At 73.3% G+C, this 25,608-nt stretch carries 23 protein-coding genes; 12 read left to right on the top strand and 11 right to left on the bottom strand.

Going from position 1 to position 25,608, the window contains the following annotated elements; all coding sequences use genetic code 11:
- Nucleotides 1–20 precede the first annotated feature (20 nt).
- The gene (locus BLU55_RS09905; protein ID WP_091729050.1) at nt 21–278 is read right to left on the bottom strand and encodes an exodeoxyribonuclease VII small subunit; all 258 of its coding nucleotides are present in this window, start codon (nt 276–278) and stop codon (nt 21–23) included.
- Nucleotides 271–1,536 carry an exodeoxyribonuclease VII large subunit gene (xseA, locus tag BLU55_RS09900; protein WP_091729048.1) on the bottom strand — a complete coding sequence of 422 codons (1,266 nt, stop codon included), beginning with the start codon at nt 1,534–1,536 and terminating at the stop codon, nt 271–273. Before xseA ends, BLU55_RS09905 begins: the two co-directional genes overlap by 8 nt.
- Nucleotides 1,537–1,584: 48 nt before the next feature.
- Between xseA and BLU55_RS09895 the strand changes: the two genes are divergently transcribed.
- Nucleotides 1,585–2,592 (top strand): 4-hydroxy-3-methylbut-2-enyl diphosphate reductase, encoded by a 1,008-nt coding sequence (locus BLU55_RS09895; protein ID WP_197680952.1) that lies wholly within the window; start codon nt 1,585–1,587, stop codon nt 2,590–2,592.
- 10 nt (nt 2,593–2,602) lie between these two features.
- Nucleotides 2,603–3,223, top strand: a complete 621-nt coding sequence (locus BLU55_RS09890) for an L-threonylcarbamoyladenylate synthase (RefSeq protein ID WP_091729046.1) — start codon at nt 2,603–2,605, stop codon at nt 3,221–3,223.
- Here BLU55_RS09890 and BLU55_RS09885 read toward each other — a convergent pair.
- Nucleotides 3,172–3,636 (bottom strand): DUF6542 domain-containing protein, encoded by a 465-nt coding sequence (locus BLU55_RS09885; RefSeq protein ID WP_157682815.1) that lies wholly within the window; start codon nt 3,634–3,636, stop codon nt 3,172–3,174. The genes BLU55_RS09890 and BLU55_RS09885 overlap by 52 nt on opposite strands.
- Nucleotides 3,637–3,655: 19 nt before the next feature.
- Entirely contained in the window at nt 3,656–4,795 is a 1,140-nt protein-coding gene (locus tag BLU55_RS09880; protein ID WP_091729041.1) for a DNA recombination protein RmuC, read from the bottom strand.
- A gap of 85 nt (nt 4,796–4,880) precedes the next feature.
- Between BLU55_RS09880 and BLU55_RS09875 the strand changes: the two genes are divergently transcribed.
- Nucleotides 4,881–5,339, top strand: coding sequence for a Fur family transcriptional regulator (locus BLU55_RS09875; protein ID WP_091729038.1), 459 nt, complete (start codon nt 4,881–4,883; stop codon nt 5,337–5,339).
- Between the two features lie 32 nt (nt 5,340–5,371).
- Entirely contained in the window at nt 5,372–7,573 is a 2,202-nt protein-coding gene (gene katG, locus BLU55_RS09870) for a catalase/peroxidase HPI (RefSeq protein ID WP_091733723.1), read from the top strand.
- Nucleotides 7,574–7,725: 152 nt separating this feature from the next.
- Here the strand turns inward: katG and BLU55_RS09865 are convergent, their stop codons facing one another.
- Nucleotides 7,726–8,937: a cysteine desulfurase-like protein gene (locus BLU55_RS09865; RefSeq protein WP_091729035.1), complete on the bottom strand. Its 1,212-nt coding sequence runs from the start codon at nt 8,935–8,937 to the stop codon at nt 7,726–7,728.
- A gap of 24 nt (nt 8,938–8,961) precedes the next feature.
- Nucleotides 8,962–9,735 (bottom strand): exodeoxyribonuclease III, encoded by a 774-nt coding sequence (locus tag BLU55_RS09860; protein WP_091729033.1) that lies wholly within the window; start codon nt 9,733–9,735, stop codon nt 8,962–8,964.
- 60 nt (nt 9,736–9,795) lie between these two features.
- Here BLU55_RS09860 and BLU55_RS09855 point away from each other — a divergent pair, with 60 nt between their 5' ends.
- The 4 genes from BLU55_RS09855 to BLU55_RS09840 all read left to right on the top strand — a co-directional run bounded on the left by BLU55_RS09855 (nt 9,796) and on the right by BLU55_RS09840 (nt 13,921).
- Complete coding sequence (locus tag BLU55_RS09855; RefSeq protein WP_091733721.1) at nt 9,796–10,725, top strand: metallophosphoesterase; 930 nt, start codon at nt 9,796–9,798, stop codon at nt 10,723–10,725.
- A 24-nt stretch (nt 10,726–10,749) separates the two neighbouring features.
- Nucleotides 10,750–11,073, top strand: coding sequence for a TraR/DksA family transcriptional regulator (locus BLU55_RS09850; RefSeq protein ID WP_091729030.1), 324 nt, complete (start codon nt 10,750–10,752; stop codon nt 11,071–11,073).
- 81 nt (nt 11,074–11,154) lie between these two features.
- Entirely contained in the window at nt 11,155–11,346 is a 192-nt protein-coding gene (locus tag BLU55_RS09845; protein WP_091729027.1) for a hypothetical protein, read from the top strand.
- 40 nt (nt 11,347–11,386) lie between these two features.
- Entirely contained in the window at nt 11,387–13,921 is a 2,535-nt protein-coding gene (locus BLU55_RS09840) for a DEAD/DEAH box helicase (protein WP_091729024.1), read from the top strand.
- A 59-nt stretch (nt 13,922–13,980) separates the two neighbouring features.
- On the opposite strand, the gene BLU55_RS09835 is transcribed toward BLU55_RS09840, so the two are convergent.
- The 5 genes from BLU55_RS09835 to BLU55_RS09815 form a co-directional block, all read right to left on the bottom strand.
- Entirely contained in the window at nt 13,981–14,277 is a 297-nt protein-coding gene (locus BLU55_RS09835) for a hypothetical protein (protein ID WP_091729021.1), read from the bottom strand.
- Between the two features lie 376 nt (nt 14,278–14,653).
- Nucleotides 14,654–15,853 (bottom strand): acyl-CoA dehydrogenase family protein, encoded by a 1,200-nt coding sequence (locus BLU55_RS09830; RefSeq protein ID WP_091729017.1) that lies wholly within the window; start codon nt 15,851–15,853, stop codon nt 14,654–14,656.
- Entirely contained in the window at nt 15,850–16,776 is a 927-nt protein-coding gene (locus BLU55_RS09825) for an alpha/beta fold hydrolase (protein ID WP_197680951.1), read from the bottom strand. The genes BLU55_RS09830 and BLU55_RS09825 overlap by 4 nt, the downstream gene beginning before the upstream one ends.
- Nucleotides 16,760–18,634: a PHA/PHB synthase family protein gene (locus tag BLU55_RS09820; RefSeq protein ID WP_197680950.1), complete on the bottom strand. Its 1,875-nt coding sequence runs from the start codon at nt 18,632–18,634 to the stop codon at nt 16,760–16,762. The genes BLU55_RS09825 and BLU55_RS09820 overlap by 17 nt, the downstream gene beginning before the upstream one ends.
- 89 nt (nt 18,635–18,723) lie before the next feature.
- Nucleotides 18,724–20,223, bottom strand: a complete 1,500-nt coding sequence (locus BLU55_RS09815) for a long-chain-fatty-acid--CoA ligase (RefSeq protein ID WP_091729014.1) — start codon at nt 20,221–20,223, stop codon at nt 18,724–18,726.
- A gap of 199 nt (nt 20,224–20,422) precedes the next feature.
- On the opposite strand from BLU55_RS09815, the gene ychF reads away from it, so the two are divergent.
- The 4 genes from ychF to BLU55_RS09795 all read left to right on the top strand — a co-directional run bounded on the left by ychF (nt 20,423) and on the right by BLU55_RS09795 (nt 25,603).
- Nucleotides 20,423–21,499: a redox-regulated ATPase YchF gene (ychF, locus tag BLU55_RS09810; RefSeq protein WP_091729011.1), complete on the top strand. Its 1,077-nt coding sequence runs from the start codon at nt 20,423–20,425 to the stop codon at nt 21,497–21,499.
- A gap of 49 nt (nt 21,500–21,548) precedes the next feature.
- Entirely contained in the window at nt 21,549–22,301 is a 753-nt protein-coding gene (locus BLU55_RS09805) for a hypothetical protein (protein ID WP_091729007.1), read from the top strand.
- 159 nt (nt 22,302–22,460) lie between these two features.
- Nucleotides 22,461–23,900: a hypothetical protein gene (locus BLU55_RS09800; protein WP_091729004.1), complete on the top strand. Its 1,440-nt coding sequence runs from the start codon at nt 22,461–22,463 to the stop codon at nt 23,898–23,900.
- 26 nt (nt 23,901–23,926) lie between these two features.
- Entirely contained in the window at nt 23,927–25,603 is a 1,677-nt protein-coding gene (locus BLU55_RS09795) for a peptide chain release factor 3 (RefSeq protein ID WP_091729002.1), read from the top strand.
- The last annotated feature ends 5 nt before the right edge of the window (nt 25,604–25,608 follow it).

Raw genomic sequence — 25,608 nt, 5'->3', positions numbered from 1 at the left:
GTCGGGCCGGGGTCGCCCCCTCAGCGCTGCTCGCCCTCGACGACCGCGTCGAGCCGGGCGCGCGCCCCCTCCAGGGCCTCCTGGCAGCGGCGGGCGAGCTCCTCGCCGCGCTCCCAGAGCGCCAGCGACTCGGCGAGGCTGGTGCCGCCGCCCTCCAGGGAGCGGACCACCTCGACCAGCTGGTCGCGGGCCTCCTCGTAGCTCAGCTCCTCGGCGGTCCCGTCGTCGGCGCCGTCCCCGGCCCTGCGTTCGGGTGCCCCGGTCGTGGGCTCAGCCATCCTGGTCCTCCTCCTGTGACGCGTCGTCGCCCACGAGGGCGACCCGCTCGATGCCGGTGACGGTGGCCCCGATGCGGCCGTCGGCGACGCGCATGTGCAGCGTCTGGCCGGGGTCGAGGTCCACCACGCTGGACAGGGCCTGCCCCTGCGCGTCGGAGATGACGGCGTAGCCGCGGCGCAGCGTCGCGAGCGGTGACAGCGCCCGGACCCGGGCGACCTGGTGGTGCAGGTCGTCCTCGCCCCGGTCGAGCCGGTGGGCGAAGCTGCGGCGGGCGCGCTCGCGCAGCGCCTCCACCTCGCGCAGCCGCTCGTCGAGGCCGCTGCGGGGGTCGGCCAGGCTGGGGCGCGAGCGCAGCGCGTCGAGCGCCCGCAGCTCCCGCTCCAGCAGGTGGTGCAGGGCGCGGCGGCCGCGCTCGCGCGACTGGAGCACCCGCTGGGCCTCCTCGGCCACGTCGGGCACCACGCGCTTGGCCGCGTCGGTGGGGGTCGAGGCGCGGACGTCGGCGACCAGGTCGAGCAGCGGGGAGTCGGGCTCGTGGCCGATGGCCGAGACCACCGGTGTGCGAGCGGCGTGCACCGCGCGGACCACCGCCTCGTCGGAGAACGGCAGCAGGTCCTCGACGGAGCCACCGCCGCGCGCCACCACGATGACGTCGACCTCGGGCTCGCGGTCCAGGAGGCCCAGCGCCTCGATCACCTCGCGGGCGGAGTGCACGCCCTGCATCGCGGCGTACCTCACCTCGAAGCGGACTCCGGGCCAGCGCCGACGGGCGTGCTCCAGGACGTCGCGCTCGGCCGCCGACCCCTGGGCGGTCACCAGCCCGACGGCGCGGGGCAGGAAGGGCAGCGGGCGCTTGAGGGCCTCGGCGAACAGGCCCTCGGCGGCCAGCAGCTGCCGGCGCCGCTCCAGCCGCGCCAGCAGCTCGCCCTCGCCGACCAGGCGGATCTCGCGGACCTGCAGGGACAGCGTGCCGCGGGTGGCGTAGTAGGACGGCTTGGCGTGGCAGACGACCTGGGCGCCCTCCACCAGCGGCGTCGGGAGCGAGTCGACGACCCCGCGCGGGCAGGTGACCGAGACCGAGACGTCGGCCAGCTTGTCGCGCAGGGTCAGGAAGACGGTGTTGGTGCCGCCGCGCCGCGAGACCTGGGTGACCTGGCCCTCGACCCAGACCGCCCCGAGGCGCTCGACCCACGCCCCGATGGCCTGGGCGATCTGGCGCACCGGGGCCGGGTGCTCGGGGGAGGTCTCCAGCGCCATGGACGCACACCTTAGGTGGCCGGGCCGACACGGGACCCGCCACCTACCATGGACGACATGACCGATCTGGGTACGCCGACCGTCCTCTCGCCCGACGAGGCCGACCGCGCCGTCCGCCTGGCCGCCCCGCGGGGCTACTGCGCCGGCGTCGACCGCGCGGTCATCACCGTCGAGAAGGCCCTCGACCTCTACGGCTCGCCCGTCTACGTGCGCAAGCAGATCGTGCACAACAAGCACGTCGTGGCCGACCTGGAGTCGCGCGGCGCGATCTTCGTCGAGGAGCTCGACGAGGTGCCGACCGGCCAGACGGTCGTCTTCTCCGCCCACGGCGTCTCCCCGGCCGTCCACGCCGAGGCACAGGAGCGGGACCTCAAGACGATCGACGCCACCTGCCCGCTGGTGACCAAGGTCCACCACGAGGCCCGGCGCTTCGCCAGCGACGACTACGACATCCTGCTCATCGGCCACGAGGGCCACGAGGAGGTCGAGGGCACCGCCGGCGAGGCCCCCGAGCACATCCAGCTCGTCCAGAGCCCGGCCGACGTGCCGCACATCGAGGTCCGCGACCCCTCCAAGGTCGCCTGGCTCTCCCAGACCACGCTGTCGGTCGACGAGACGATGGCGACCGTCGACGCGATCCGCGAGCGGTTCCCGCTGCTGCTCGACCCGCCCAGCGACGACATCTGCTACGCCACCCAGAACCGCCAGCTCGCGATCAAGGAGATCGGCCAGGACGCCGACCTCGTGATCGTGGTGGGGTCGGCCAACTCCTCCAACTCCGTGCGCCTGGCCGAGGTGGCCCTCGAGGCAGGGGCCAAGGCGGCGTACCGCGTCGACGACCGCAGCGAGATCGACGACGCCTGGCTGGACGGCGTGGAGAAGGTGAGCGTCACCTCGGGCGCCTCGGTGCCCGACGACCTCGTCGTGGGCGTCCTGCAGCACCTCGCCTCCCACGGCTTCCCCGACGCCGAGGCGGTGCACACCGCGGAGGAGTCGCTCATCTTCGCGCTGCCCCCCGAGCTGCGTCGCGACCTGCGCGCGGCCGGGAAGTCCTGAGCCGCTGCCGATGGCGCGCTACCTCGACGTCCACCCGGTCGACCCCCAGCCCCGCTCGGTGCGGCAGGCGGTCGAGCAGCTGCGCGACGGCGGGCTGATCGCCTACCCGACCGACTCCGGCTACGCGCTGGGCACCGCGCTGGGCAACCGCGACGGGTTGGAGCGGATCAGGACGCTGCGCCGCCTCGACGACAAGCACCACTTCACGCTGGTGTGCCGCGACTTCGCCCAGCTCGGTCAGCTCGTGCAGCTGAGCAACACCGCCTTCCGGGCGGTCAAGGCGGCCACGCCCGGTCCCTACACCTTCATCCTGCCCGCGACCGGCGAGGTGCCGAAGCGGCTGATGCACCCGAAGAAGCGCACAGTGGGGGTGCGCATCCCCGAGCACCGCGTCGTCCAGGCCCTACTCGAGGAGCTGGGGGAGCCGCTGCTCTCCAGCACCCTGATCCTGCCCGGCGAGACCGAGCCCATGACCGACGGCTGGTCGGTCAAGGAGGAGCTCGACCACACCGTCGACCTGGTCATCGACTCCGGGGAGTGCGGCACCGAGCCGACGACGGTCGTCGACTGGTCGGAGGGCTACCCCGAGGTGACGCGCGTCGGGGCGGGGGACCCCGCGCGGTTCGAGTGAGCCGAGACCCGGTCGCCGTGCCGGGCGCGGACCCGCATCCGCACCAGCAGCACCAGCAGGGCCAGTGCGTAGCCGGCCATCAGGCCGCCCGCGTGGTGGGCCAGGCCGGAGACCACGGCCTGCACCACGCTGTCGGACTCGCGCGCGACCCAGCCGCGCTCGACCACGGCCACGAGCGTGACCAGGCCGAGCAGCAGCAGCGGGGGCAGCACGCTGACCCGGAAGAAGTCGGCGGGGCGGACGCCGAGGGCCGCCGCGACGCAGACGGCGACGAAGCCGAGGTCGAACAGGGCGGTGACGTCGCGGAACAGGGCGATGTCGACGGCCAGCAGCAGCAGGCCGCTCAGGACCGCCAGCCGCGTCACGCGGCCGCCGGTCAGGTGTCCCTCTTCCCACAGGGTGGGTGCGCTCACGCGGACAACGTAGGTCGGCCTAGGCGCTGGCGCCGCGCGACTCGCCGGGGCGGTCGTCTCCCAGGGGGAGCGGATCCTGCAGGTCAGGCCGCTGCGGGGTGAGCTCGTCGAGCAGCTCGGCGGCCGTCAGGGGGCGGGGCGTGGTGGTCACGGGGCGCACCGGCGGCAGCTGGGTGCGGGTGACGCCGACGTCCTCGAACTGCCGGGCGGTCACCAGCACCCGGCTCTCCAGGGACCCCACGGCGCCGTTGTAGGCCTCGACCGCCCCCTTGAGCGAGCGGCCGACCCGGTCGAGGTGACCGCCCATGACGCCCAGCCGCGCGTGGAGCTCGCGGCCCAGCTCGTGGATCTCGCGGGTGCGCTCCGCCAGCAGCTCGGTGGTCCAGCCGTGGGCCACGGTGCGCAGCAGCGCGATCAGGGTCGTGGGGCTGGCCAGCACCACGTCGCGCGAGGCCGCGTGGTCCAGCAGGGTGGCGTCGACCTCCAGCGCGGCCGCCAGGAACGACTCGGCCGGCACGAACATCACCACGAACTCCGGGCTGCCGGGCAGCGAGCGCCAGTAGGCCTTGGACGACAGCGCGTCCACGTGGGCGCGGAACTGCCGGACGTGACGGCGCAGGTGGGCCTGCACCTCGTCCTCGTCGTCGGCGGCCAGGGCGTCGAGGTGGGCGTCGAGCGGGACCTTGGCGTCGACCACCACCGAGCGACCGCCCGCGAGGTGGACCACCAGGTCGGGGCGCTGCGTGCGGGCCTCGCCGTCGGTGAGGTGGACCTGCTCGTCGAAGTCGCAGTGCTCGACCATCCCGGCGAGCTCGACCGAGCGGCGCAGGTGGAGCTCGCCCCACTGGCCGCGCACGTGCGGTCGGCGCAGGGCCGTCGAGAGGGCCCCGGTCTCGCGGCGCAGCAGGTCGGTGCTGCGGCGCACGTCGTCGACCTGCTGGTGGAGCTGGCCCTGCCAGGAGGCACGCTGCTGCTCCACGTCGCCGAGCCGCTCGTGGAGCCGGTCGAGGCCGGCGCGGAGCACGGCCTGGTCGTCCCCCCGGGCCGACAGCGCGTGCAGCACCTCGGGGTCACTCGCGCGCCGCCACCGGGCCAGCACCGCGAGCGCGCCGAGCAGCAGGCCGATGACCAGGGTCAGCAGGGGGAGCACGACGTCCATGCGAGCAGGGTGGCAGCGACCACCGACAGGAGATCGGGCCGTGTCTTTTCTTGATTCGTTCCAGAACAGGTGCGAAGGTAGGGCCATGCCCACCACCACCGACGCCGAGCGCCTGCTGCGCCAGGCGGCGCTGCGCGTGACGCGGCCGCGGCTGGCGGTGCTGGCGGCGGTGCACCGGCACCCGCACGCCCACACGGAGTCGCTGATCGGCGCCGTGCGCGCCGACCTCGGCGACGTCTCGCACCAGGCCGTGTACGACGCGCTGCGCGTGCTGTGCACCGCCGGGCTGGTGCGGCGGATCCAGCCCTCGGGCTCGGTCGCGCGCTACGAGTCCCGCGTGGGCGACAACCACCACCACGTGGTCTGCCGCACCTGCGGTGCCATCGCCGACGTCGACTGCGCCGTCGGCGAGGCCCCCTGCCTCACCGCCTCCGACGACCACGGTTTCGTGGTCGACGAGGCGGAGGTCGTCTACTGGGGCACCTGCCCCGACTGCACGGCCGCCCGCTCCACCCTCCACCCCGACCGAGAGGAATCCAGGTGACCGACCAGAGCCACGAGACCCGCGAAGCAGAGATGAACACTGAGGCGGCCGGCGGCTGCCCGGTCGCCCACGGTCGGATGAGCCACCCCACCGAGGGCTCGTCGAACGAGCGCTGGTGGCCCGAGTCGCTCAACGTCCGCATCCTGCGCAAGCACCACCCGGCCGCGGACCCGATGGACGACGGCTTCGACTACGCCGCCGAGTTCGCCACCATCGACCTCGACGAGCTCCGCGAGGACGTCCGCCACGTGCTCACCGACTCGCAGGAGTGGTGGCCCGCCGACTTCGGCCACTACGGCCCCTTCTTCATCCGGATGGCCTGGCACAGCGCCGGCACCTACCGCGTGGCCGACGGCCGCGGCGGCGCCGGGGCCGGCATGCAGCGCTTCGCCCCGCTCAACAGCTGGCCCGACAACGCCAGCCTCGACAAGGCCCGACGCCTGATCTGGCCGGTGAAGCAGAAGTACGGCCGCAAGCTGTCGTGGGCCGACCTGATCGTGTTCACCGGCAACGTCGCGCTCGAGGACATGGGCCTGCCGACCTTCGGCTTCGCCGGTGGCCGCGCTGACGTCTGGGAGCCCGACGAGGACGTCTACTGGGGTCCCGAGACCACCTGGCTCGGCAACGAGCGCTACCAGGGCGACCGCGAGCTCCAGGGTCCCCTGGCCGCCGTCCAGATGGGCCTGATCTACGTCAACCCCGAGGGTCCGGACGGCAATCCCGACCCGCTGGCCTCGGCGCGCGACATCCGCGAGACCTTCGGCCGGATGGCGATGAACGACGAGGAGACCTTCGCGCTGATCGCGGGCGGCCACACCTTCGGCAAGACCCACGGCGCGGCCGACCCCGAGCCGCACGTCGGTCCCGAGCCCGAGGGCGCCCCGATCGAGCAGCTCGGCTTCGGCTGGAAGAGCTCCCACGGCAGCGGAGCCGGTCGCGACGCAATCACCAGCGGCATCGAGGTCACGTGGACCTCCACGCCGACGCAGTGGAGCACGAAGTACCTCGAGAACCTCTACGGGCTCGACTGGGAGCTGACCAAGGGTCCCGGCGGCGCGTACCAGTGGCAGCCCAAGGACGGTGCCGCGGCCAACACGGTGCCCGACCCGGAGGACGGCTCGCTCTCGCGCCCGCCGACGATGCTCACCTCCGACGTGGCGCTCAAGGTCGACCCGGTCTACGACGAGATCGGCCGCCGCTTCCTGGCCCACCCCGACCAGTTCGCCGACGCCTTCGCCCGCGCCTGGTTCAAGCTCACCCACCGCGACATGGGCCCGATCCAGCGCTACCTCGGCCCCGAGGTCCCGGCCGAGGAGCTGCTCTGGCAGGACCGCGTGCCGGCCGTCGACCACGAGCTGGTCGACGACGCCGACGTCGCCGCCCTCAAGGCGAAGGTGCTCGACTCCGGCCTGTCCGTCTCCCGCCTGGTCGCGACCGCCTGGGCCTCGGCCTCGACGTTCCGCAGCAGCGACAAGCGCGGCGGCGCCAACGGCGCCCGGATCCGCCTCGAGCCGCAGAGCGGCTGGGAGGTCAACGAGCCCGACGAGCTGGCCCAGGCCCTGCGCGTCCTCGAGGGCGTCCAGGCCGACTTCAACGCCTCCGCGACCGGCGGCAAGAAGATCTCGCTGGCCGACCTGATCGTGCTGGCCGGTGCTGCCGCGGTCGAGAAGGCCGCCCGTGACGCCGGGCAGGACGTCACGGTGCCCTTCACCCCGGGCCGGACCGACGCGAGCGCCGAGCAGACCGACGTCGAGTCGTTCTCCTGGCTCGAGCCGAAGGCCGACGGCTTCCGCAACTTCGTGGGCAAGGGGCAGCTGCTCCCCGCGGAGTTCCTGCTGGTCGACCGGGCCAACCTGCTGGGCCTCAGCGCCCCCGAGCTGACCGTCCTGGTCGGCGGGCTGCGGGTGCTCGGCGCCAACACCGGCGGGTCGACCGCCGGCGTGCTGACGGACCGTCCGGGCGTGCTGAGCAACGACTTCTTCGTCAACCTGCTCACGATGGACGTCGAGTGGAGCCAGGTCGGCGACGACCGCGACTCCTTCGAGGCCCGTCGCCGCGGGACCGACGAGGTCGTCTGGACCGGGACGCGCAACGACCTGGTCTTCGGCTCCAACTCCGAGCTGCGGGCCGTCTCGGAGGTCTACGCCTCCTCCGACGCCCAGGCCAAGTTCGTCCGTGACTTCGTCGCCGCCTGGGACAAGGTCATGATGGCGGACCGGTACGACCTGGTCTGAGCCACCGCTGCGGGCGGTTTCCCCGGTCGACCGGGGAAACTGCCCGCGGAAACGGGCGAAGGGGACGAGCACGGGCAGTTTCGGCCGACATCGGCGCCCGGTTCGTCCCCTTCGGCGTCCCCGGGCCCGAGAGCCGCGCGGCGTACGACGGGTCAGGCGAGCCGGGCGAGCCCCGCGAGCAGGCGGTCGACGTCGTCCGCGCTGCTGTACGCCGCCAGCCCGACGCGCACGGCCCCGGCATCGCCCAGGCCCAGCCAGCGCGACGCCTCCAGGGCGTAGAAGTTGCTGGCCGGGGCGTTGATCCCGAGCGCGCCGAGGTGCTCGTGCACCTCGCGGCCGGAGCGGCCGTCGACCTCCAGCAGCACCGTGGGCGTGCGTCGCGCCGCGCGGCCGTGCGTCCGCACGTGGGCCAGACCGTCCAGCCCCTCGAGCAGCCGCGCGAGCAGGGCCGCCTCGTGCCGCTCGACGGCCGCCATCGACGCCAGCACCCGCTCCCGCCGGGTGGTCGCACCCGCAGCGGGATCGGGGTCGGGTGCGGCCAGCGCGGCCACGAAGTCGACCGCTGCGGTCGTGCCGGCCAGCAGCTCGTAGGGCAGGGTGCCGAGCTCGAAGCGCTCGGGCACCGCGTCGGTCGAGGGCGCGAGCTTGTCGGGGCGCAGCGTCTCGAGCAGGTCGGGCGAGGCGACCAGGGCGCCGTGGTGGGGTCCGAAGAACTTGTAGGGCGAGCAGGCCAGGAGGTCGACGCCGAGCGCGGGCAGGTCGACCGGCGCGTGCGGCACCAGGTGGACCGCGTCGAGGTGGACCAGGGCGCCCACCGCGTGGGCGGCGGCGGCGATCGCGGCGACGTCGGGCCGCGTGCCGATGAGGTTGGAGGCGCCGGTGACGGCCACCAGCCGGGTGCGCTCGGACAGCACGGTGGCGACGTCGTCCAGCTCGCCGGTCGCGCGGTCGAAGCCCAGCCAGCGCACCGTCGCCCCGGCGCGCTCCGCGAGCACCACCCACGGGCGCACGTCGGCGTCGTGGTCCAGGCGCGTCACGACCACCTCGTCGCCGGCCCCCCACCCTGCGGCCAGGGTCCGGGCCAGGGCCCAGGTCAGCTCGGTCATCGAGCGGCCGAAGACGACGCCGCGCGGGTCGCCGCCCACCAGGTCGGCGACGGCGGTGCGGGCGGCGAGGACCACCTCGTCGGCGCGGCGCTCCGAGGGGTTGACCGGCCCGCGGTTGCTCAGGCCGGCGAGCAGGGTCGCGGCGACGGCGTCGGCCACGACGGTCGGCGTCAGCGAGCCGCCGGGGGAGTCGAAGCGGGCGCGCCCGTCGGCCAGGGCGGGGAAGCAGGCGCGCACGGCGCCGGTGTCGAGGTCCATGCGGGTCTCCGAGAGGTCGGTGGGTCAGTCGAGGTCGACGACCACGGGGGCGTGGTCGCTGGCGCCCTTGCCGGCGCGCTCCTCGCGGTCGATGAAGGCGCCGCGGACGCGGCCGGCGAGCCCGGGGTCGCCCAGCACGAAGTCGATGCGCATGCCGCGGTTGCGCTCGTAGCGCTGCCGGTAGTAGTCCCAGTAGGTGTAGACCTCGGGACCCGGCGTGTGCGCGCGGGTGACGTCGGACCAGCCGTCCTCGAGGAAGGCCTCGAACGCCGCGCGCTCGGGGCGGGTGACGTGGGTGCTCCTCGCGAAGGCCGCGAGGTCGAAGACGTCCTCGTCCTGGGGCGCGATGTTCCAGTCGCCGACCAGGGCGGTGTCGCCGGTCATGGCGCGCGCGGCCTCGCGCAGCCGCGCCAGCCACTCCAGCTTGTAGGCGTAGTGCGGGTCGTCGACCTTGCGGCCGTTGGGGACGTACAGCGACCACACCCGTACGCCGCCGCACGTTGCCCCCAGCGCCCGGGCCTCGGCCACCGGCGGCTCGCCCCACGTCGGCATGCCGGCGAACCCGACCTCGACGCCCTCGAGGCCCACGCGGCTGATGATCGCGACGCCGTTCCACTGGTCGTGGCCGACGGCGGCGACGTCGTACCCGAGCGAGCTGAGGCCCATCAGCGGCAGCTGCTCCTCGCGCGCCTTGGTCTCCTGGACGGCGAGCACGTCGACGTCGTGGCGCTGCAGGAAGCCCTCGACGCGGTCGATCCGGCTGCGGAGGGAGTTGACGTTCCAGGTGGCGAGGCGCACCCGGCGAGCCTAAGGGGCGGTGACGTGCGCAGGACCCCGCGGCCTCGTAGCGTGGTCCCGGTGAGAGCCCTGGGCCAGCACCCGCTTCCGCGCCACACCGTCGCCCACCTCAGCGACCCCCACCTGCTCGCCCGTCACCGCCTCTACGGCGCGGTCGACACCACCGAGCACCTCCGCTCGGCCATGGAGCGGCTGACCCGGCTGGAGACGCCGCCGCAGGCGATCGTGTTCACCGGCGACCTCGCCGACCGGGCCGAGCCCGACGCCTACCGCCGGCTGCGCGAGATCGTCGAGCCCGAGGCCGCCCAGATGGGCGCCGAGGTGGTCTGGACGATGGGCAACCACGACGAGCCGCAGCCCTTCGCCCGCGAGCTGTGGGGCACCGAGGTCGGCCCCGACGCGAGCCTCGACCGGGTCCACGACGTGGCCGGCCTGCGCATCGTGGCTCTCGACACGACGGTGCCCGGCTTCCACCACGGCGAGCTGTCGCCGGCCCAGCTCGAGTGGCTCGCCGACGTGCTGGCCACGCCCGCGGAGCACGGCACGCTGCTGGCGATGCACCACGCACCGATCCCGGTGCCGATCGTGCGGCTCTCGGCCCTCATCGAGCTCGCCGACCAGCAGGCCCTGGCCGAGGTGGTCCGGGGCACCGACGTGCGCGGGGTCCTGGGGGGCCACTTCCACTTCTCGTCGTTCTCGACCTTCGCGGGCGTCCCGGTCTCGGTGGCCTCGGCGACCTGCTACGTCGCCGACCCGGCCCCGACCAGTCGGTTCATGTCCTCGGTCGACGGCCACCAGAGCTTCACCATGGTCCACGCGTACGACGACCGCCTGGTCCACTCGGTCGTGCCGCTGGCCGGCGCCGCCGAGATCGCGGGCTACGGCATGGACCTCGCCGAGCGGCTGGAGGCGCTGCCGCAGCACGAGGCGCAGCGCCTGGTCTCGGCCAAGGACTCGCCGCTCTGGGCCCACGAGGAGCCGCTGGACTGACGGCCGGCGGGGCATGCTGGGCGGATGGACACCCGCCAGCAGCTCGAGGCCAAGCGCGACGAGATGGACGCCGAGATGACCGAGATGGAGCGTCCACCGACCGAGACCGGCGGGATCTCCTTCGGCAAGCGGATCGGCGAGGGCACCTCGATGGCGGTCGACCGGATGCAGCAGGTGGCCGTCCACGACCAGCTGCGCGGCGTGCGGACCGAGGTGCTGCGGGCGCTGGAGAAGCTGGACGAGGGCACCTACGGCCGCTGCGACGCCTGCGGGCGCGAGATCCCGGCGGGCCGCCTCGAGGCGCTGCCGTGGGCGGTCCTGTGCGTCGAGGACGCCGCCCGTCGCTGAGGTCGGGGGATTCGGAACCGCCTCCACCGGGCACGGGAGCACATCGGGCAACGACGCCCGCGACACGTGAGGGAGACGGTCATGGCCAATCTGCGAGGCATCATCAACCGGGTCGTCGGCGGCGGCGCTGCCGGCGGCCGACGCACCGGCGGCACCCCCGGACCCGGACGGGTCGGAGGGCCCGGGGCCGGTCACGGCGCCGGCGGCCGCAGCTCCACCGACGAGGCGATCGGCCGCGGCGTGCGCGGCCTGCTGGGCAAGCTCCGCCGCTGATGGCGGCGTTCGGGGGCAGGTCGGGGAGGATGGGGGTGCGATGCGCCTCCTCGACCTGCTGCCCGATGCCCGAGCCACCTCCGACCCCGACGCCCTCTACGACGCGATCGCGACCTGGGTCGACGAGCAGGGACTGAGCCTCTACCCCGCGCAGGACGAGGCGCTGATCGAGCTGGTCAGCGGCAACCACGTGATCCTGTCCACCCCGACCGGCACCGGCAAGAGCCTGGTCGCGCTGGCCGCCCACGCCGTCGCGCTGGCGCAGGGCCGCCGCACCTTCTACACCGCCCCCATCAAGGCGCTGGTCTCGGAGAAGTTCTTCGCGCTCATCGACGTCTTCGGGGCGAGCAACGTCGGCATGCTCACGGGCGATGCCTCCATCAACTCCCAGGCGCCGATCATCTGCTGCACCGCCGAGGTGCTGGCCAACATCGCGCTGCGCGAGGGCGCGTCGGCCGACGTCGGCCAGGTCGTCATGGACGAGTTCCACTTCTACGCCGAGCCCGACCGCGGCTGGGCCTGGCAGGTGCCGCTCATCGAGCTCACCGGCGCCCAGTTCCTGCTGATGTCGGCGACGCTGGGCGACGTCAGCCTCTTCGAGGAGGACCTGACCCGGCGCACCGGCCGCCCCACCGCCGTCGTCACCAGCGCCACCCGACCGGTGCCGCTGTCGTTCGAGTGGGCCCTGACGCCGCTGCACGAGACGATCGAGGAGCTGCTGACGACGCACCAGGCGCCGGCGTACGTCGTGCACTTCACGCAGGCCTCGGCTCTCGAGCGCGCGCAGGCGCTGACCAGCATCAACGTCGCCACCCGCGAGGAGAAGGACCGGATCGCCGAGACGCTGGCGACCTTCCGGTTCAGCGCCGGCTTCGGGCGGACGCTGTCGCGGTTGCTGCGCTCGGGGATCGGGGTGCACCACGCGGGGATGCTGCCGAAGTACCGCCGCCTCGTCGAGCAGCTCGCCCAGGCCGGCCTCCTCAAGGTCATCTGCGGCACGGACACGCTGGGCGTCGGCATCAACGTGCCGATCCGCACGGTGGTGTTCACCGGGCTCACGAAGTACGACGGCCACCGCCAGCGGATGCTCAAGGCCCGGGAGTTCCACCAGATCGCCGGCCGCGCCGGGCGGGCCGGCTTCGACACCGCCGGCACCGTCGTGGTGCAGGCGCCCGAGCACGCCGTCGAGAACCACCGGCTGGTCAAGAAGGCCGGCGACGACCCCAAGAAGCTCAAGCGGGTGCAGCGCAAGAAGCCCCCCGAGGGCCAGGTCACCTGGAACGAGGACAGCTTCGAGCGGCTGGTCCACGCCGAGCCCGAGGCGCTGGTCTCCCGGATGCGGGTGACCCACTCGATGCTGCTCAACGTCATCGCGCGGCCCGGCGACCCCGCGGCCGCGATGCGCCACCTGCTGCGCGACAACCACGAGGACGAGCGGTCGCGACGCCGGTTGATGCGGCTCGCCGCCGCCCAGCACCGCGCGCTGCTCGCCGCCGGGGTGGTCGAGCTGGTGCCCCGCGAGCCGGACGGCCGGCGGGTGCGGCTGGCCGAGGGGCTGCAGCTCGACTTCGCGCTCAACCAGCCGCTGTCGGCGTACGCCCTCGACGTGCTGGACACCCTCGACCCGGAGGCGCCGACGTACGCCCTGGACGTGGTCTCGGTCATCGAGGCAACACTTGACGACCCCCGACCGGTGCTCGGCGCCCAGGAGCACCTGGCGCGGGGCGAGGCGATCGGGGCGATGAAGGCCGAGGGCATCGAGTACGAGGAGCGCATGGAGCTGCTCGAGGAGGTCACCCACCCCCAGCCCCTGCAGGAGCTGCTCGAGCACACCTTCTCGCTCTACCGCGCCCACCACCCGTGGGTGGGGGAGGACGCGCTGTCGCCCAAGGCGGTGGTGCGCGACGTCTACGAGCGCGCGATGGGCTTCGGGGAGTACGTCGCGTTCTACGGCCTGACCCGCTCCGAGGGGCTGGTGCTGCGCTACCTCGGCGACGCCTACCGGGCGCTGCGCCAGACCGTGCCCGACCGGGTGCGCACCGACGAGCTCGACGACATCATCGAGTGGCTCGGCGCCGTCGTCCGCCAGACCGACTCGAGCCTGCTCGACGAGTGGGAGACCCTCAACGACCCCGCCCTGGCCGCCGCGCGGGCCGCCGCCGAGGTCGCCCCCGACGTGCTGCCGCCCACGCCCGAGCGGATCACCGCCAACGTGCGCGCCTTCACCGTGCTGGTGCGCAACGCGATGTTCCGCCGGGTCGAGCTCGCCTCCCGCCGCCGGGTGGCCGAGCTGGTCGCGCTCGAGGCCGAGGCCGGCTCGACGATGACCGAGGCCGACTGGGACGAGGCGCTCGCGGCGTACTTCTCCGAGCACGACTCCATCGACACCGGCGCCGACGCCCGCGGCCCCCGGATGCTGCTCGTCGAGAAGACGGCGACCACCTGGGAGGTCCAGCAGGTCATCGGCGACCCCGAGGGCTACCACGACTGGCGCCTGCTCGCGACCGTCGACCTCACCGCCTCCGACGACGAGGGGGAGCTGGTGCTGGACGTGACGGGGATGGTGCGGCTCTGAGGGCTGGGGCAGTTTCCCCGGTCGACCGGGGAAACTGCCCGCGGAACCGGGCAGATCGGTCACGGACGGGCAGTTTCGGCCCTCATGGACGCCCGAGTTGCCCGGTCCGGGTGCGCGGCGGCCGACGGCGACCCTTCGACGCGGCGCGGGTCGAGGCGGCGCGGGTCGAGGTGGCGCAGGCGCCAGGTGGCGTACGCCGACCGGCGCTCGTGTTTCGCATGACGGTCATCGGCCGCCGTCAGGGCCCAGCACGACGCGTCCGAGGTGCGATCCACCACCGCGTCGTCGCGGCCCGTCGGCGCGCAGGCGGACGCGACCAGCGACACGAGGACCAGCAGGCAGGCGGTACGGCGCACCACTCCACCCTGGGCGGTCGGCGCCCGTGCCGCGAGGGTCGCGTCCGGAGCTGTGGACAAGCGCTGCGGCGCTGGCCCTGCGATCCCGCCCGAGCCGTTCCGGGGCGTGGTGGGTCGGCGCCGTGGCGGGACGTCGTGCGTGGCACCGGGACGTCATGCGTCCCGGCTGCCGGGGCGACCACCTCGCACGACGTCCCGCTCGACGTCATGCGCCCCGGATGCCGGGGCGACCACCTCGCACGACGCCCGGAGGCGGTGGTCTTCGTGCCGCAGGACGTCGTGCACCCGGCCCCGACCGCCCGACCGCCCGACCGCCCGACCGCCCGACCGCCCGACCGCCCGCGACCGTGCCAGCCGCAGGGCCGACCCGCAACCCCTAGACGAACGCGCTCTCCCCGGTGATCGCCCGCCCGACGATGAGCGTGTTGACCTCCCGGGTGCCCTCGTAGGAGTAGATCGCCTCGGCGTCGGCGACGAACCGGCCGACGTGGTGCTCGAGCAGGATGCCGTTGCCGCCGAGGACCTCCCGGGCCCAGCCGACGGCCTCGCGCATGCGGACCGTCGAGTGCGCCTTGCAGAGCGAGGCGTGCTCGTCGCGGAGCTGGCCGGCGTCCTGGAGCTGCGAGGCGCGGGCGTTCATGGCGGTCGCGGCGGTGACGTTGGAGAGCATCTTGACGAGCAGGTCCTGCACCAGCTGGAAGCCGGCGATGGGGCGGCCGAACTGCTGGCGCTGCTTGGTGTAGCGCAGCGCGTGCTCGAAGGCGCCGCGTGCGCAGCCGGCGGCCTGCCAGGCGACGCCCATCCGGGTCACGCGGAGCACGTCGGCGGTGGTGCGGAAGGACTCGGCGCGCTGCAGCCGGTTGGCCTCGGGGACCCGGGCGTCGCGCAGGTGGATCTCGGCGTTCTGCACCACCCGCAGGGCGATCTTGTCCTCCTGCTTGACGAACTCGACCCCCTCGGTGCCCTTCTCGACGACGAAGCCCTTGACCTGGCCGTCCTCGGTGTCGCGGGCCCAGATCACGACGAGGTCGGCGAAGGCGGCGTTGCCGATCCACTTCTTGTCGCCGTTGAGCACCCACTCGTCGCCGTCGCGGGTGGCGCTGGTGGCCAGGCCCTGCGAGATCGCCGAGCCGGTCTCGGGCTCGGTGAGGCCGAAGGCGCCGATCAGCTCCATGCGAGCCATGGCGGGCAGCCAGCGCTCGCGCTGCTCGTCGGAGCCGCCGATCTGGATCGAGCCCATCGCCAGGCCGCCGTGGACGCCCATGAAGGTGCCGATCGAGGGGTCGACGCGGGCCAGCTCCATGGCGACCAGGCCGTCGACGAGGGCGCCTCGGGCGGGGCAGCCCGGACCGTCGTACGCCAGGCCGGCGATCCCGAGCTCCGCGATGCCGGGCACCAGCTCGTGGGGGAACTCCGCGCGCGTCCAGTAGTCGTTGATGACCGGCTCGACCTCACGGGTCATGAAGGCCCGCACCCGGCTCAGCAGCTCGCGGTCCTGCTCCTCGAGCAGCAGCTCGAAGCCCAGGAAGTCGGAGAAGGGTGAGTCGTCGACCTGGTGGTCGTCGAGCTCGCTCATGCGGTGCCCCTGTCGTCGGTGGTCTCGTCGAGGAAGGCGTCGATCACCGGGGCGAGCTGGTCGGCCTCGGTGAGGATGCCGAGGTGGCCACCGCGGTAGAGGTGCAGCCGCGCCCGCGGGATCAGCGCGGCCTGCATCCGGGGGTTGGCCGCCGGGATGATCGGGTCGTCGTCGCCGCCCATCACCAGCGTCGGCTGCCGCAGCAGGCCGAGGAAGGGCAGGCTCGTCCAGCCGGCCATCGCGGCCAGCTGGTAGTAGTAGCCCCGCTTCGGCCCCGAGCGGGTCGCGCCGTGCAGGAGCGCGGCGCCCTGACCGGGATCGGTGCGCATGCTGCCGCCGTAGATCTCCGGCGCCACGGCCCGGGCGTACGCCGGGTCGCGGTGGCGTCGCGGCGTCGACATGATCCGCAGCACCCGCGGGGAGGCCGGCACCATCAGGCAGCCGGTGCCGGTGGCCACCAGCACCACGCGGCGCACCTTGCGCGGCGACTGCACGGCCAGCTGCTGGGCAAGGCCGCCGCCCCACGACAGCCCGAGCACGTCGAAGCGCCGGTGGCCGAGCTTGGCCATCAGCGCCGTCACCCAGGAGGCGAGCGCAGCGATGGGGTACGGCGTGGGCGGCAGCGCCGAGCCGCCGATCCCGGGGACGTCGAAGCGGATCACGCCCCGGTCGGGGTGGAGGTGGTCCACCAGCGGCTGCAGCGCCTCGAGGCTGATGCCGATGCCGTTGCACAGCAGCAGCGGGGGAGCGTCGGTGTAGGACCCGACGCCGGGGCGCACCGAGACGCGGGCGGCGATGCTGCGCACCGTCACCTGGCGCACCACGTCGCGCATCCGCGCCTCGAGCGCCTCGTCGCGCAGGTCCTCGTTGTCGGTCCCGTCGCTCATCGGGGTCCGGCCCGGCCGCTCAGCGGTCGTGGACATAGGTGCCCGGAGCCTCGGCCAGCGGCTCGTGGGCGGCGTTGCCCAGCTTGCGCGGCTTGGTCTTCTCCTCGCCGCAGCGCTCGCCCAGCCAGGCGACGTAGTCGTCCCACCAGCTGCCCTTGACCTTCACGGCCTGCGAGAGCCACTGCTGGGTGTCCTCCGGGTTGTCGGTGCCCTGCTGGCCGTGGCCGCTGGGCGAGGTCTGGAAGCTCGCCTTGGGGTTGCCGGGCGGGTTGACCATGGCGGCGATGTGACCGCTCGTCGACAGCACGAACTTGGTGTCGCCACCGAACAGCTGCGTGGTCTGGTAGCACGACTCCCACTTGCACAGGTGGTCGGCGATGCCGGCCACGACGTACGAGTCGGTGGTGATCCGCGACAGGTCGACCCGGGAGCCGAGGATGGTCGCGGCGTCCTTCTCGACCAGGGCGTTGCGGATCGCGAGGTCCATGAAGTCGCGGTGCATGGCGGCCGTCATCCGCACCGGGTCGGCGTTCCAGTAGAGGATGTCGAAGGCCTTGGGAGCGTGGCCCATCAGGTAGTTGTTGACCCAGTAGTTCCAGATCAGGTCGTTGGGCCGCAGCCACGCGAAGATCTCGGCGAGGGTGCGCCCGTCGAGGTAGCCCTTCTCCTTCGAGGCCTGCGTCGAGGCCGCCGCCGCCTTGTGCGACAGCAGCGCGCTGGTCACGCCCGCGCGCTCCTGGTCGAGCACCGTCACCGCGAGGCTGTACGCCGCGACGCGGTCCAGCTCGCCCGTGGCCGCGAGGTGGGCCATCACCATCGAGGCGATCATGCCGCCGGAGCAGATGCCGAATATGGCGGTGCTGTCCTGCCTGGTGATGTCCTCGCAGGCGCTCATCGCCTCGAGGATCGCCTGGCCGTAGGTGTCCAGGCCCCAGTCGGCGTGCCGCACGTCGGGGTTGCGCCAGGAGATGCAGAAGACCTGCTGGCCGGACTGGACGAGGTACTCGACCATCGAGCGCTGCTCGGCCAGGTCGATGACGTAGTACTTGTTGATCGTCGGCGGCACGATGAGCAGCGGCACGGAGCGGACCTTGGGGGTCTGCGGGGTGTACTGGATCAGCTCGAAGACGTCGGTGCGCAGCACCACGGCGCCCGGGGTGACCGCGATGTCGCGGCCCACCTCGAAGGCGTCGGCCTCGACCATGGACGGCACCCGCGGGGCGGTGGCGAAGTCCTTGACGAAGCGGCGTCCGCCCGCGACCAGGTTGCCGCCGCCGGTGTCGAGCGTGCGCTTGAGCACCTTGGGGTTGAGGAAGGGGTTGTTGCTCGGGGCCGCGGCCTCGACCAGGTTGTCCATGATGAAGCGGATCCGCTGGTCGTCGCCCCAGCCCATGGCGGCGTCGTCGACCAGGCCGCGGGCGGCCTCGCCGACGGCCAGGTAGCTCTGCAGCGTGCGCTTGAACAGGGGGTTCTTGGCCCACGCCTCCTCGGTGAAGCGGCGGTCCTTCTCGCCGGGGGCGATCCGCGAGCGGCCCAGGCCGACCCGGGTGAGCTCGGCGGCCAGGCCGGCCGTGCGGCGCGCCACCTTGCGGGGGTGCCGGGCCAGGCCGGCGGTGAACTTCAGGCCGGAGACGCCCGGGACGAAGCGGCGCAGCGGGCTGCCCGCGTCGGCCAGCAGCAGGTCGAGCGGGGTCGCCAGCGCCGTGCTGCGCGAGGCCTCGGCCTCCTCGGCCGACTCGTCCTGCTGGTGCATCCGGCGCTCGACCGCAGCCGCCTCGGCCTTCGGCGACGCCTGTGCGGCCGACTTCTGGGCCGACTTCGGGGCCGGCTTCTGGGCCGACTTCTGGGTGGCCTTCGAAGCCGTCCGCTTGCGCGGCTTCGGGGCCGCCTTCACAGCCTGCTTCCGAGCCGGAGGCGCGGGGTCAGCGGCCTTCTGGTCCGTCTTCTGGTCCGTCTTCTGGGGGCGCTCGGCCTCGACCGCGGTCACTGGGTGTCTCCCTCGGGGGCGCTGACCTCGCGACGCAGGATCTTGCCGGTCGGACCCTTGGGGAGCTCGTCCACGATCCACACGGCGCGGGGGTACTTGTAGGCGGCGAGGCGCTCCTTGGCGAAGGCCTGCAGGTCCTCGACGTCGACCTTCTCGCCGTCCTTGAGGGCCACGGCGGCCCCGACCTCCTCGCCCATCGTGTCGTCGGGGATGCCGATCACCGCGACCTCGCGGACCGACTCGTGCTCGTAGAGCGCCTCCTCGACCTCGCGCGGGTAGACGTTGTAGCCGCCGCGGATGATGAGGTCCTTCTTGCGGTCGACGATGAAGAAGTAGCCGTCCTCGTCCATGGTCGCGACGTCGCCGGTGAGGAACCAGCCGTCCTTGATGGAGTCGGCGGTGGCCTCCTCGCGGCCCCAGTAGCCCTTCATGACGTTCTCGCCCTTGATGGCGATCTCGCCGTTCTCGCCCTGGGGGACGTCGTTGCCGTCGTCGTCGACGATCTTCAGCTCGCAGCCGCGCACGGCGGTGCCGATCGAGCCGGGCTTGCGCTCCTGGCCGGGCTGGTTGAACGACGCGACGGGGGAGGTCTCGGACAGGCCGTAGCCCTCGAGCACGATGCAGTCGAACTTCTTCTCGAAGCTCTTCATCACCTCGACCGGCATCGCCGAGCCGCCGGAGATGCAGGTGCGCAGGCTGGACATGTCGGCGTCGTCGGCGCCCTTGGCGTGCAGCATCCCGGCGTACATCGTCGGAACGCCCTCGAAGACGGTGACCCGGTCGCGGCCCACGACCTCCAGCGCCTTCTCCGGGTCGAAGCGCGGGATGAGCGTCAGGCAGGAGCCCTTGAGCACGGAGGCGTTGAGGCCGCAGGTGAGGCCGAAGACGTGGAACAGCGGGAGGCAGCCCATGACGACGTCCTCCTCGGTGATCTCGATGAGGGTCTCGGCGCTGGTGGCGGCGTTGGTGCCCATGCTGTGGTGGGTCAGCTGGGCGCCCTTGGGCTGGCCCGTGGTGCCGGAGGTGTAGAGCAGCACGACGTCGTCGTCGTCCTCGCGGTCGGCCACCTCGGTGCGGGGCTCGTAGCCCGCGAGCACCTCGGCGAAGTCGGTGCCGACCTCGACGCACTCGATGCCGACCTCCGAGGCGCCCTTGCCGGCCTCCTCGGCCATGTCCTTCCAGGCCAGGATGATCGAGGCGCCGGAGTCCTCGAGGTAGTACTTCACCTCGCGGCCCTTGAGCAGCGGGTTCATCGGCACCACGACGGCGCCCAGCGCGAGGGCTCCGTAGAAGATGATCGGGAAGGGCGGCACGTTGGGCAGCACCATCGCGACGCGGTCGCCGGGGCCGATCCCCTTCTCCTCGAGCATGGCGGCGACGCGCTGCGCCCCGCCCTGGACCTCGGCCCAGGTGAGGACGAGGTCGTCGAGCTTGATCGCGGGCCGGTCGGGGAAGCGCTCGGCGGTCGCGGTCAGGTTGGCGGCGAGGTTGGTCACGGAGGCCTCCGGCGCACGACGGTCCGGTGTCGCGTCCGGCGGCGGGCTCCACCGGGCGCGGCGACCGCCTGGGGGGCCGCGACGTCGTACCCCCCATGTCTACCCGCTTGTGAGCCCGGCCACACGGGCGGGATCCACCCGATGGGCAGGACGTCGTCGATTCGTGGGGTGGGGCCGTGCGCTCGTAGACTCCCGGCCCGTGGCTCTCACCATCGGGATCGTCGGTCTCCCCAACGCCGGCAAGTCGACCCTGTTCAACGCGCTGACCAAGAACGACGTGCTCGCGGCGAACTACCCGTTCGCCACGATCGAGCCCAACGTCGGCGTCGTCGGGGTCCCCGACTCCCGCCTCGGCGTGCTCGCGGGGATCTTCGGCTCCGCCAAGGTGCTGCCCGCCACCGTCGAGTTCGTCGACATCGCCGGCATCGTCGCGGGCGCCTCGCAGGGGGAGGGCCTGGGCAACAAGTTCCTGTCCCACATCCGCGAGTCCTCGGCCATCTGCCAGGTGACCCGGGTCTTCCGCGACGAGGACGTCACCCACGTCGACGGCAAGGTCGACCCCGCCTCCGACATCTCCACGATCCAGACCGAGATGATCCTGGCCGACCTGCAGACGGTCGAGAAGGCCGTGCCCCGGCTGGAGAAGGAGGCCCGCGGCGACAAGGCCCGCGGCGCCCACCTCGCCGCGGCGCGCGAGGCGCTCGAGGCGCTCGAGGCCGGCACTCCGATCAGCTCGACGAAGATCGACCGCGACCTGGTCCGCGAGCTGTCGCTGCTGACCTCCAAGCCCTACATCTACGTCTTCAACTGCGACGCCGACGAGCTGGCCGACGAGGAGCTCAAGGACCGGATGCGCGCCATCGTCGCCCCGGCCGAGGCGATCTTCCTCGACGCCAAGTTCGAGTCCGAGCTCGTCGAGCTCGGCGACGACGACGAGGCCCGCGAGATGCTCGCCGACATGGGCGTCGAGGAGCCCGGCCTGGACGTCCTGGCCCGCGTCGGCTTCGACACCCTGGGCCTGCAGACCTACCTCACCGCCGGCCCCAAGGAGTCGCGCGCCTGGACCGTCCGCAAGGGCGCCACCGCCCCCGAGGCCGCCGGCGTCATCCACACCGACTTCCAGAAGGGCTTCATCAAGGCCGAGATCGTCTCCTTCGACGACCTCGTCGAGGCGGGCTCCATGGCCGCGGCCAAGAGCGCCGGCAAGGTGCGCATGGAGGGCAAGGACTACGTCATGGCCGACGGCGACGTGGTGGAGTTCCGCTTCAACGTGTAGACCCGTCGAACGCCCTCCGGCGGCCGCTCCCCTCCGGTACGTTCCGGGGATGAGCACCCCGTCCGACGACCTCCGGCGACGGGCGGGCGCCGAGCGGACGCCGCGGTGGGTGGGTCCGGTGCCGCGGTGCGAGCCCGACCGGGTCTGGGACCACGTCAGGCACGCCCTGGTCGTGTGCTGGTTGGTGGCCCTCGTCGCCCTTCCGGTCGTGGGCGAGCGGAACTCGTCGTGGGACGACGTGCGAGGCCTGGTCGCGTCGGGGGAGGTCACCCGGGTGCGGGTCTCGGGAGAGCTGAGCGACGTCGGGACCGGGTCGTCCACCGTCACGGTGCACTGGCGGCAGGGGCTGCTCGGCCACCGGGCCGAGGTGGTGCAGGTCGTGGGGCGTGGTCGGGCAGCCGGCCCCGACCCGGGCGGGGAGAAGACCGTGGTCCGGGTCCCCCCGAGCCGGACGCTCGTCCAGCTGCAGCCGGGGATCCGGCTCACCCGCGACCCGAGCCCTGCCCAGTCCGGCAGCGACGTGCTCGGCTGGACGGTGCCGTCCGCCGTCGCCCTGCTCGGGGTCGTCCTCCTCTTCGTCGGCCTCGCGCTCCTCGTCGGCGGACCGCGCCCGTGGCGTGCGACGCGGTGGGCCTGGTTCTGGCTGCTGCTGCCGCCGATCGGCCACGTCGTGTTCCTGCTGCTGTCGGGCCCGACGCCCGGCGTGCGCCCCCCGCGCCCTGGCGCCCGCCGGCTCACGGGTGGGTGGGCGTTCCTGCTGAGCCTGCCCCTGGCGTCGCTGCTCGCTTCCTGCAGCCGGTGACGGGGCCCCGTCAGGTGTGGAAGACCGCCACCGAGACCCCCAGATCTCCTGGTGGGAGGCCGGTCAGCGGAGCGAGCGCACCCGACGTGGTCGGTGCCCGGGTCTAGGGTGGCCGGCGGGCGCCGGTGTGACGCTCGTCACGTCTGCTCGGAGGCACCCATGACCGTCCCGTCCCGTCGCGCCCTGGCCGGCACCCTCGCGGCCCTCACGGCCGCCACCACGCTCGCGCTCGCGCCGACGGGAGCCGGGGTCGCCGCCCCGACTCCGGCGCCGCGGGCCGCGGCCACCGCCCGCGTCCCGGGGGACCAGCCGCTGCCCGGCTGGACGATCTCGAACCCGCCGCTCGCGCCGCTGGTCGTCGACGGACGGCGCACCCGGGTGCTGCAGGGCGTGCACCAGCACGCGGCGTACGACATCGAGGTGCCGGCCCGGTGGAACGGCGAGCTCGTGATGTGGGCCCACGGCTACCGCGGCGACGGCCGCGTGCTGACCGTGGACCCACCGGAGTTCGGGCTGCGCGAGCGGGTGCTGCGCCAGGGCTACGCGTGGGCCGCCTCGAGCTACGCCCGCAACGAGTACGACGTCCGCACCGGCGTGCGCACCACCAAGGGCCTCGCCGACCTCGTGGCGCGCACGCTCGGACGGGAGCCGCGGCGCACCTACCTCGCCGGGGTGTCGATGGGCGGCCACGTGATCGGGCGCTCGCTGGAGCAGTACCCCGCGGCGTACGACGGGGCGCTGCCGATGTGCGGCGTGCTGGGCGACCAGGAGCTGTTCGACTACCTCCTCGGCTACAACCTGGTTGCGCAGGACCTCGCCGACCGGCCGGCCTACCCGCCGCCGGCCGACTACCTCACCGCCGACGTCCCGGTGATCCAGCAGCGGCTCGGGCTGGCCGGGCTGAGGCCGGGCGGCCCCGACACCACCAACGCCCTGGGACGGCAGCTGCGCGACGTCACGACCGACCTGACCGGCGGCCCGCGGCCCGGGGCCGACCAGGCGTTCGCGGTCTGGAAGGACTTCCTGTTCACCCTCTTCACGCCCGACGGCGGGGGACCGCTCTCGGCCAACCCCGGGCGGGTGGCGCAGAACCTGCGCACGACCTACACGCCGAGCACCCCGGTCGACGTGGACAGGACCGTGCAGCGCGTGAGGGCCGCCGACCCGGTTTCCCGGCGCACCCACCGGCTGACGCAGATCCCCCGCATCCAGGGCCGTCCCCGGGTGCCGGTGCTGACGCTGCACGGCCTGGGCGACCTGTTCGTGCCGTTCTCGATGGAGCAGGTCTACCGGCGCGAGGTCGGGCGGCACCACCGCTCCGCCCTGCTGGTGCAGCGGGCGGTGCGGGCGGCGGGGCACTGCGAGTTCACCCCGGCCGAGGCCGGGCGGGCGTGGGACGACCTGACCCGCTGGGTCGAGTCGCGGCGCCACGGGCGGGGTCCCGGCGGCCAGGTCCGGCGCCCGGCCGGCGACGACGTCCTGGACGCCGCGACCGTGGCGTCGCCGACGTACGGCTGCCGCTTCACCGACCCCGCGGCGTACGCCGACCCGCAGCGGTTCCCGACCCGGGCGCTCTACGCTCGCTGCCCCGTGGGATGAGGCGGGCGACGGCGTAGCATGGGGGGCTGCCCGCCCACGACCCACCAGGAACCGTCATCTCCTCGTCGCCCGAGACCACCAGCCCGTCCGCGTCGCACCACTCCGTCGAGGAGGTCGGCCGCGAGGCGGCGCGGCGGCGCACCTTCGCCGTCATCAGCCACCCCGACGCCGGCAAGTCGACGCTGACCGAGGCGCTGGCGCTGCACGCCCAGGTGATCACCGAGGCGGGCGCCGTGCACGGCAAGGCCGGACGCCGTGCGACCGTGTCGGACTGGATGGACATGGAGAAGGCGCGCGGCATCTCCATCACCTCGGCGGCGCTGCAGTTCCCCTACGGCGAGCACATCGTCAACCTCGTCGACACCCCCGGCCACTCCGACTTCTCCGAGGACACCTACCGCGTGCTGTCGGCCGTCGACGCCGCCGTGATGCTCGTCGACGCGGCCAAGGGCCTCGAGCCGCAGACGCTCAAGCTCTTCCGCGTCTGCAAGGCGCGCGGCATCCCGGTCATCACCGTCATCAACAAGTGGGACCGGCCCGGCCTGGACCCGCTGGCGCTGATGGAGGAGATCCAGGACCAGATCGGGCTCGTGCCGACCCCGCTGACCTGGCCCGTCGGCATCTCGGGCGACTTCCGGGGCGTGCTCGACCGGCGCACGGGGGAGTACGTCGCCTACACCCGCACCGCGGGCGGGGCCACCCGCGCCCCCGAGGAGCGGATGGCGGCCGACGCCGCGCTGGCGCGCGAGGGCGAGGTGTGGCAGGCCAGCGTCGAGGAGTCCGAGCTGCTCGCGGGCGACGGGGCCGACCACGACCAGGACCTGTTCCTCTCCGGCTTCACCACGCCGGTGCTCTTCGCCTCGGCGATCCTCAACTTCGGCGTCGCCACCATCCTGGAGACGCTGGTCGAGCTGGCTCCGTCGGCCGCGGCGTTCCACCACGGCAAGGAGGACGCCGAGGGGCGGCCCGCCGAGGTGCGCGAGGTGGTGGCCCCCTTCAGCGCCTTCGTCTTCAAGGTGCAGGCGGGCATGGACACCAACCACCGCGACCGGCTGGCCTTCGCCCGGGTCTGCTCGGGCGTCTTCGAGCGCGGCATGGTCGTGGTGCACGCGCAGAGCGGCCGCCCGTTCGCGACCAAGTACGCCCAGAGCGTCTTCGGGCGCGACCGGGCCGTGCTCGACGTGGCCTACCCCGGCGACATCATCGGGCTGGTCAACGCCAACGCCCTCACCATCGGCGACACGATCTACGTCGACGACCCGGTGCAGTACCCGCCGATCGCGACCTTCGCGCCGGAGCACTTCGCCGTCGCCACCGCGGTGGACCGCGGCCGGTTCAAGCAGTTCCAGCGCGGCATCGACCAGCTCGACAGCGAGGGCGTCGTGCAGGTGCTGCGCTCGGACCTGCGCGGCAACCAGTCGCCCGTGCTCGCCGCCGTCGGCCCGATGCAGTTCGAGGTCGCCCAGGCGCGGATGGCCGACGAGTTCAACGCCGCGATCCGCCTCGAGACGCTCGGCTACAGCCAGGCCCGCCGCACCGACGCCGCGTCGGCCCCGACCTTCGCGATGGTCCGCGGCGTCGAGGTCCTCGAGCGGCGAGACGGCACCCTGCTGGTGCTGGCCCCCGACAAGTGGCGGATCAGCACCATGGAGCGCGACCACCCCGACCTGACGCTGGAGCCCCTGCTGGCCGGCGAGCGCTGAGCGCC

It is taken from the genome of Nocardioides scoriae, assembly GCF_900104965.1.
GTDB lineage: Bacteria > Actinomycetota > Actinomycetes > Propionibacteriales > Nocardioidaceae > Marmoricola > Marmoricola scoriae.
This window is presented reverse-complemented; position numbering and strand designations above follow the sequence as displayed.

What these genes read in the sequence shown, in the direction of transcription:
- BLU55_RS09890 (WP_091729046.1), top strand. Translation starts at nt 2,603, where the DNA reads ATGGCGCGCTACCTCGACGTCCACCCGGTCGACCCCCAGCCCCGCTCG.
- BLU55_RS09805 (WP_091729007.1), top strand. Translation starts at nt 21,549, where the DNA reads ATGAGCACCCCGTCCGACGACCTCCGGCGACGGGCGGGCGCCGAGCGG.
- BLU55_RS09875 (WP_091729038.1), top strand. Translation starts at nt 4,881, where the DNA reads ATGCCCACCACCACCGACGCCGAGCGCCTGCTGCGCCAGGCGGCGCTG.
- katG (WP_091733723.1), top strand. Translation starts at nt 5,372, where the DNA reads ATGAACACTGAGGCGGCCGGCGGCTGCCCGGTCGCCCACGGTCGGATG.
- BLU55_RS09865 (WP_091729035.1), bottom strand. Translation starts at nt 8,937, where the DNA reads ATGGACCTCGACACCGGCGCCGTGCGCGCCTGCTTCCCCGCCCTGGCC.
- BLU55_RS09800 (WP_091729004.1), top strand. Translation starts at nt 22,461, where the DNA reads ATGACCGTCCCGTCCCGTCGCGCCCTGGCCGGCACCCTCGCGGCCCTC.
- BLU55_RS09845 (WP_091729027.1), top strand. Translation starts at nt 11,155, where the DNA reads ATGGCCAATCTGCGAGGCATCATCAACCGGGTCGTCGGCGGCGGCGCT.
- BLU55_RS09825 (WP_197680951.1), bottom strand. Translation starts at nt 16,776, where the DNA reads ATGTCCACGACCGCTGAGCGGCCGGGCCGGACCCCGATGAGCGACGGG.
- BLU55_RS09850 (WP_091729030.1), top strand. Translation starts at nt 10,750, where the DNA reads ATGGACACCCGCCAGCAGCTCGAGGCCAAGCGCGACGAGATGGACGCC.
- xseA (WP_091729048.1), bottom strand. Translation starts at nt 1,536, where the DNA reads ATGGCGCTGGAGACCTCCCCCGAGCACCCGGCCCCGGTGCGCCAGATC.
- BLU55_RS09880 (WP_091729041.1), bottom strand. Translation starts at nt 4,795, where the DNA reads ATGGACGTCGTGCTCCCCCTGCTGACCCTGGTCATCGGCCTGCTGCTC.
- BLU55_RS09895 (WP_197680952.1), top strand. Translation starts at nt 1,585, where the DNA reads ATGGACGACATGACCGATCTGGGTACGCCGACCGTCCTCTCGCCCGAC.
- BLU55_RS09840 (WP_091729024.1), top strand. Translation starts at nt 11,387, where the DNA reads ATGCGCCTCCTCGACCTGCTGCCCGATGCCCGAGCCACCTCCGACCCC.
- BLU55_RS09830 (WP_091729017.1), bottom strand. Translation starts at nt 15,853, where the DNA reads ATGAGCGAGCTCGACGACCACCAGGTCGACGACTCACCCTTCTCCGAC.
- BLU55_RS09905 (WP_091729050.1), bottom strand. Translation starts at nt 278, where the DNA reads ATGGCTGAGCCCACGACCGGGGCACCCGAACGCAGGGCCGGGGACGGC.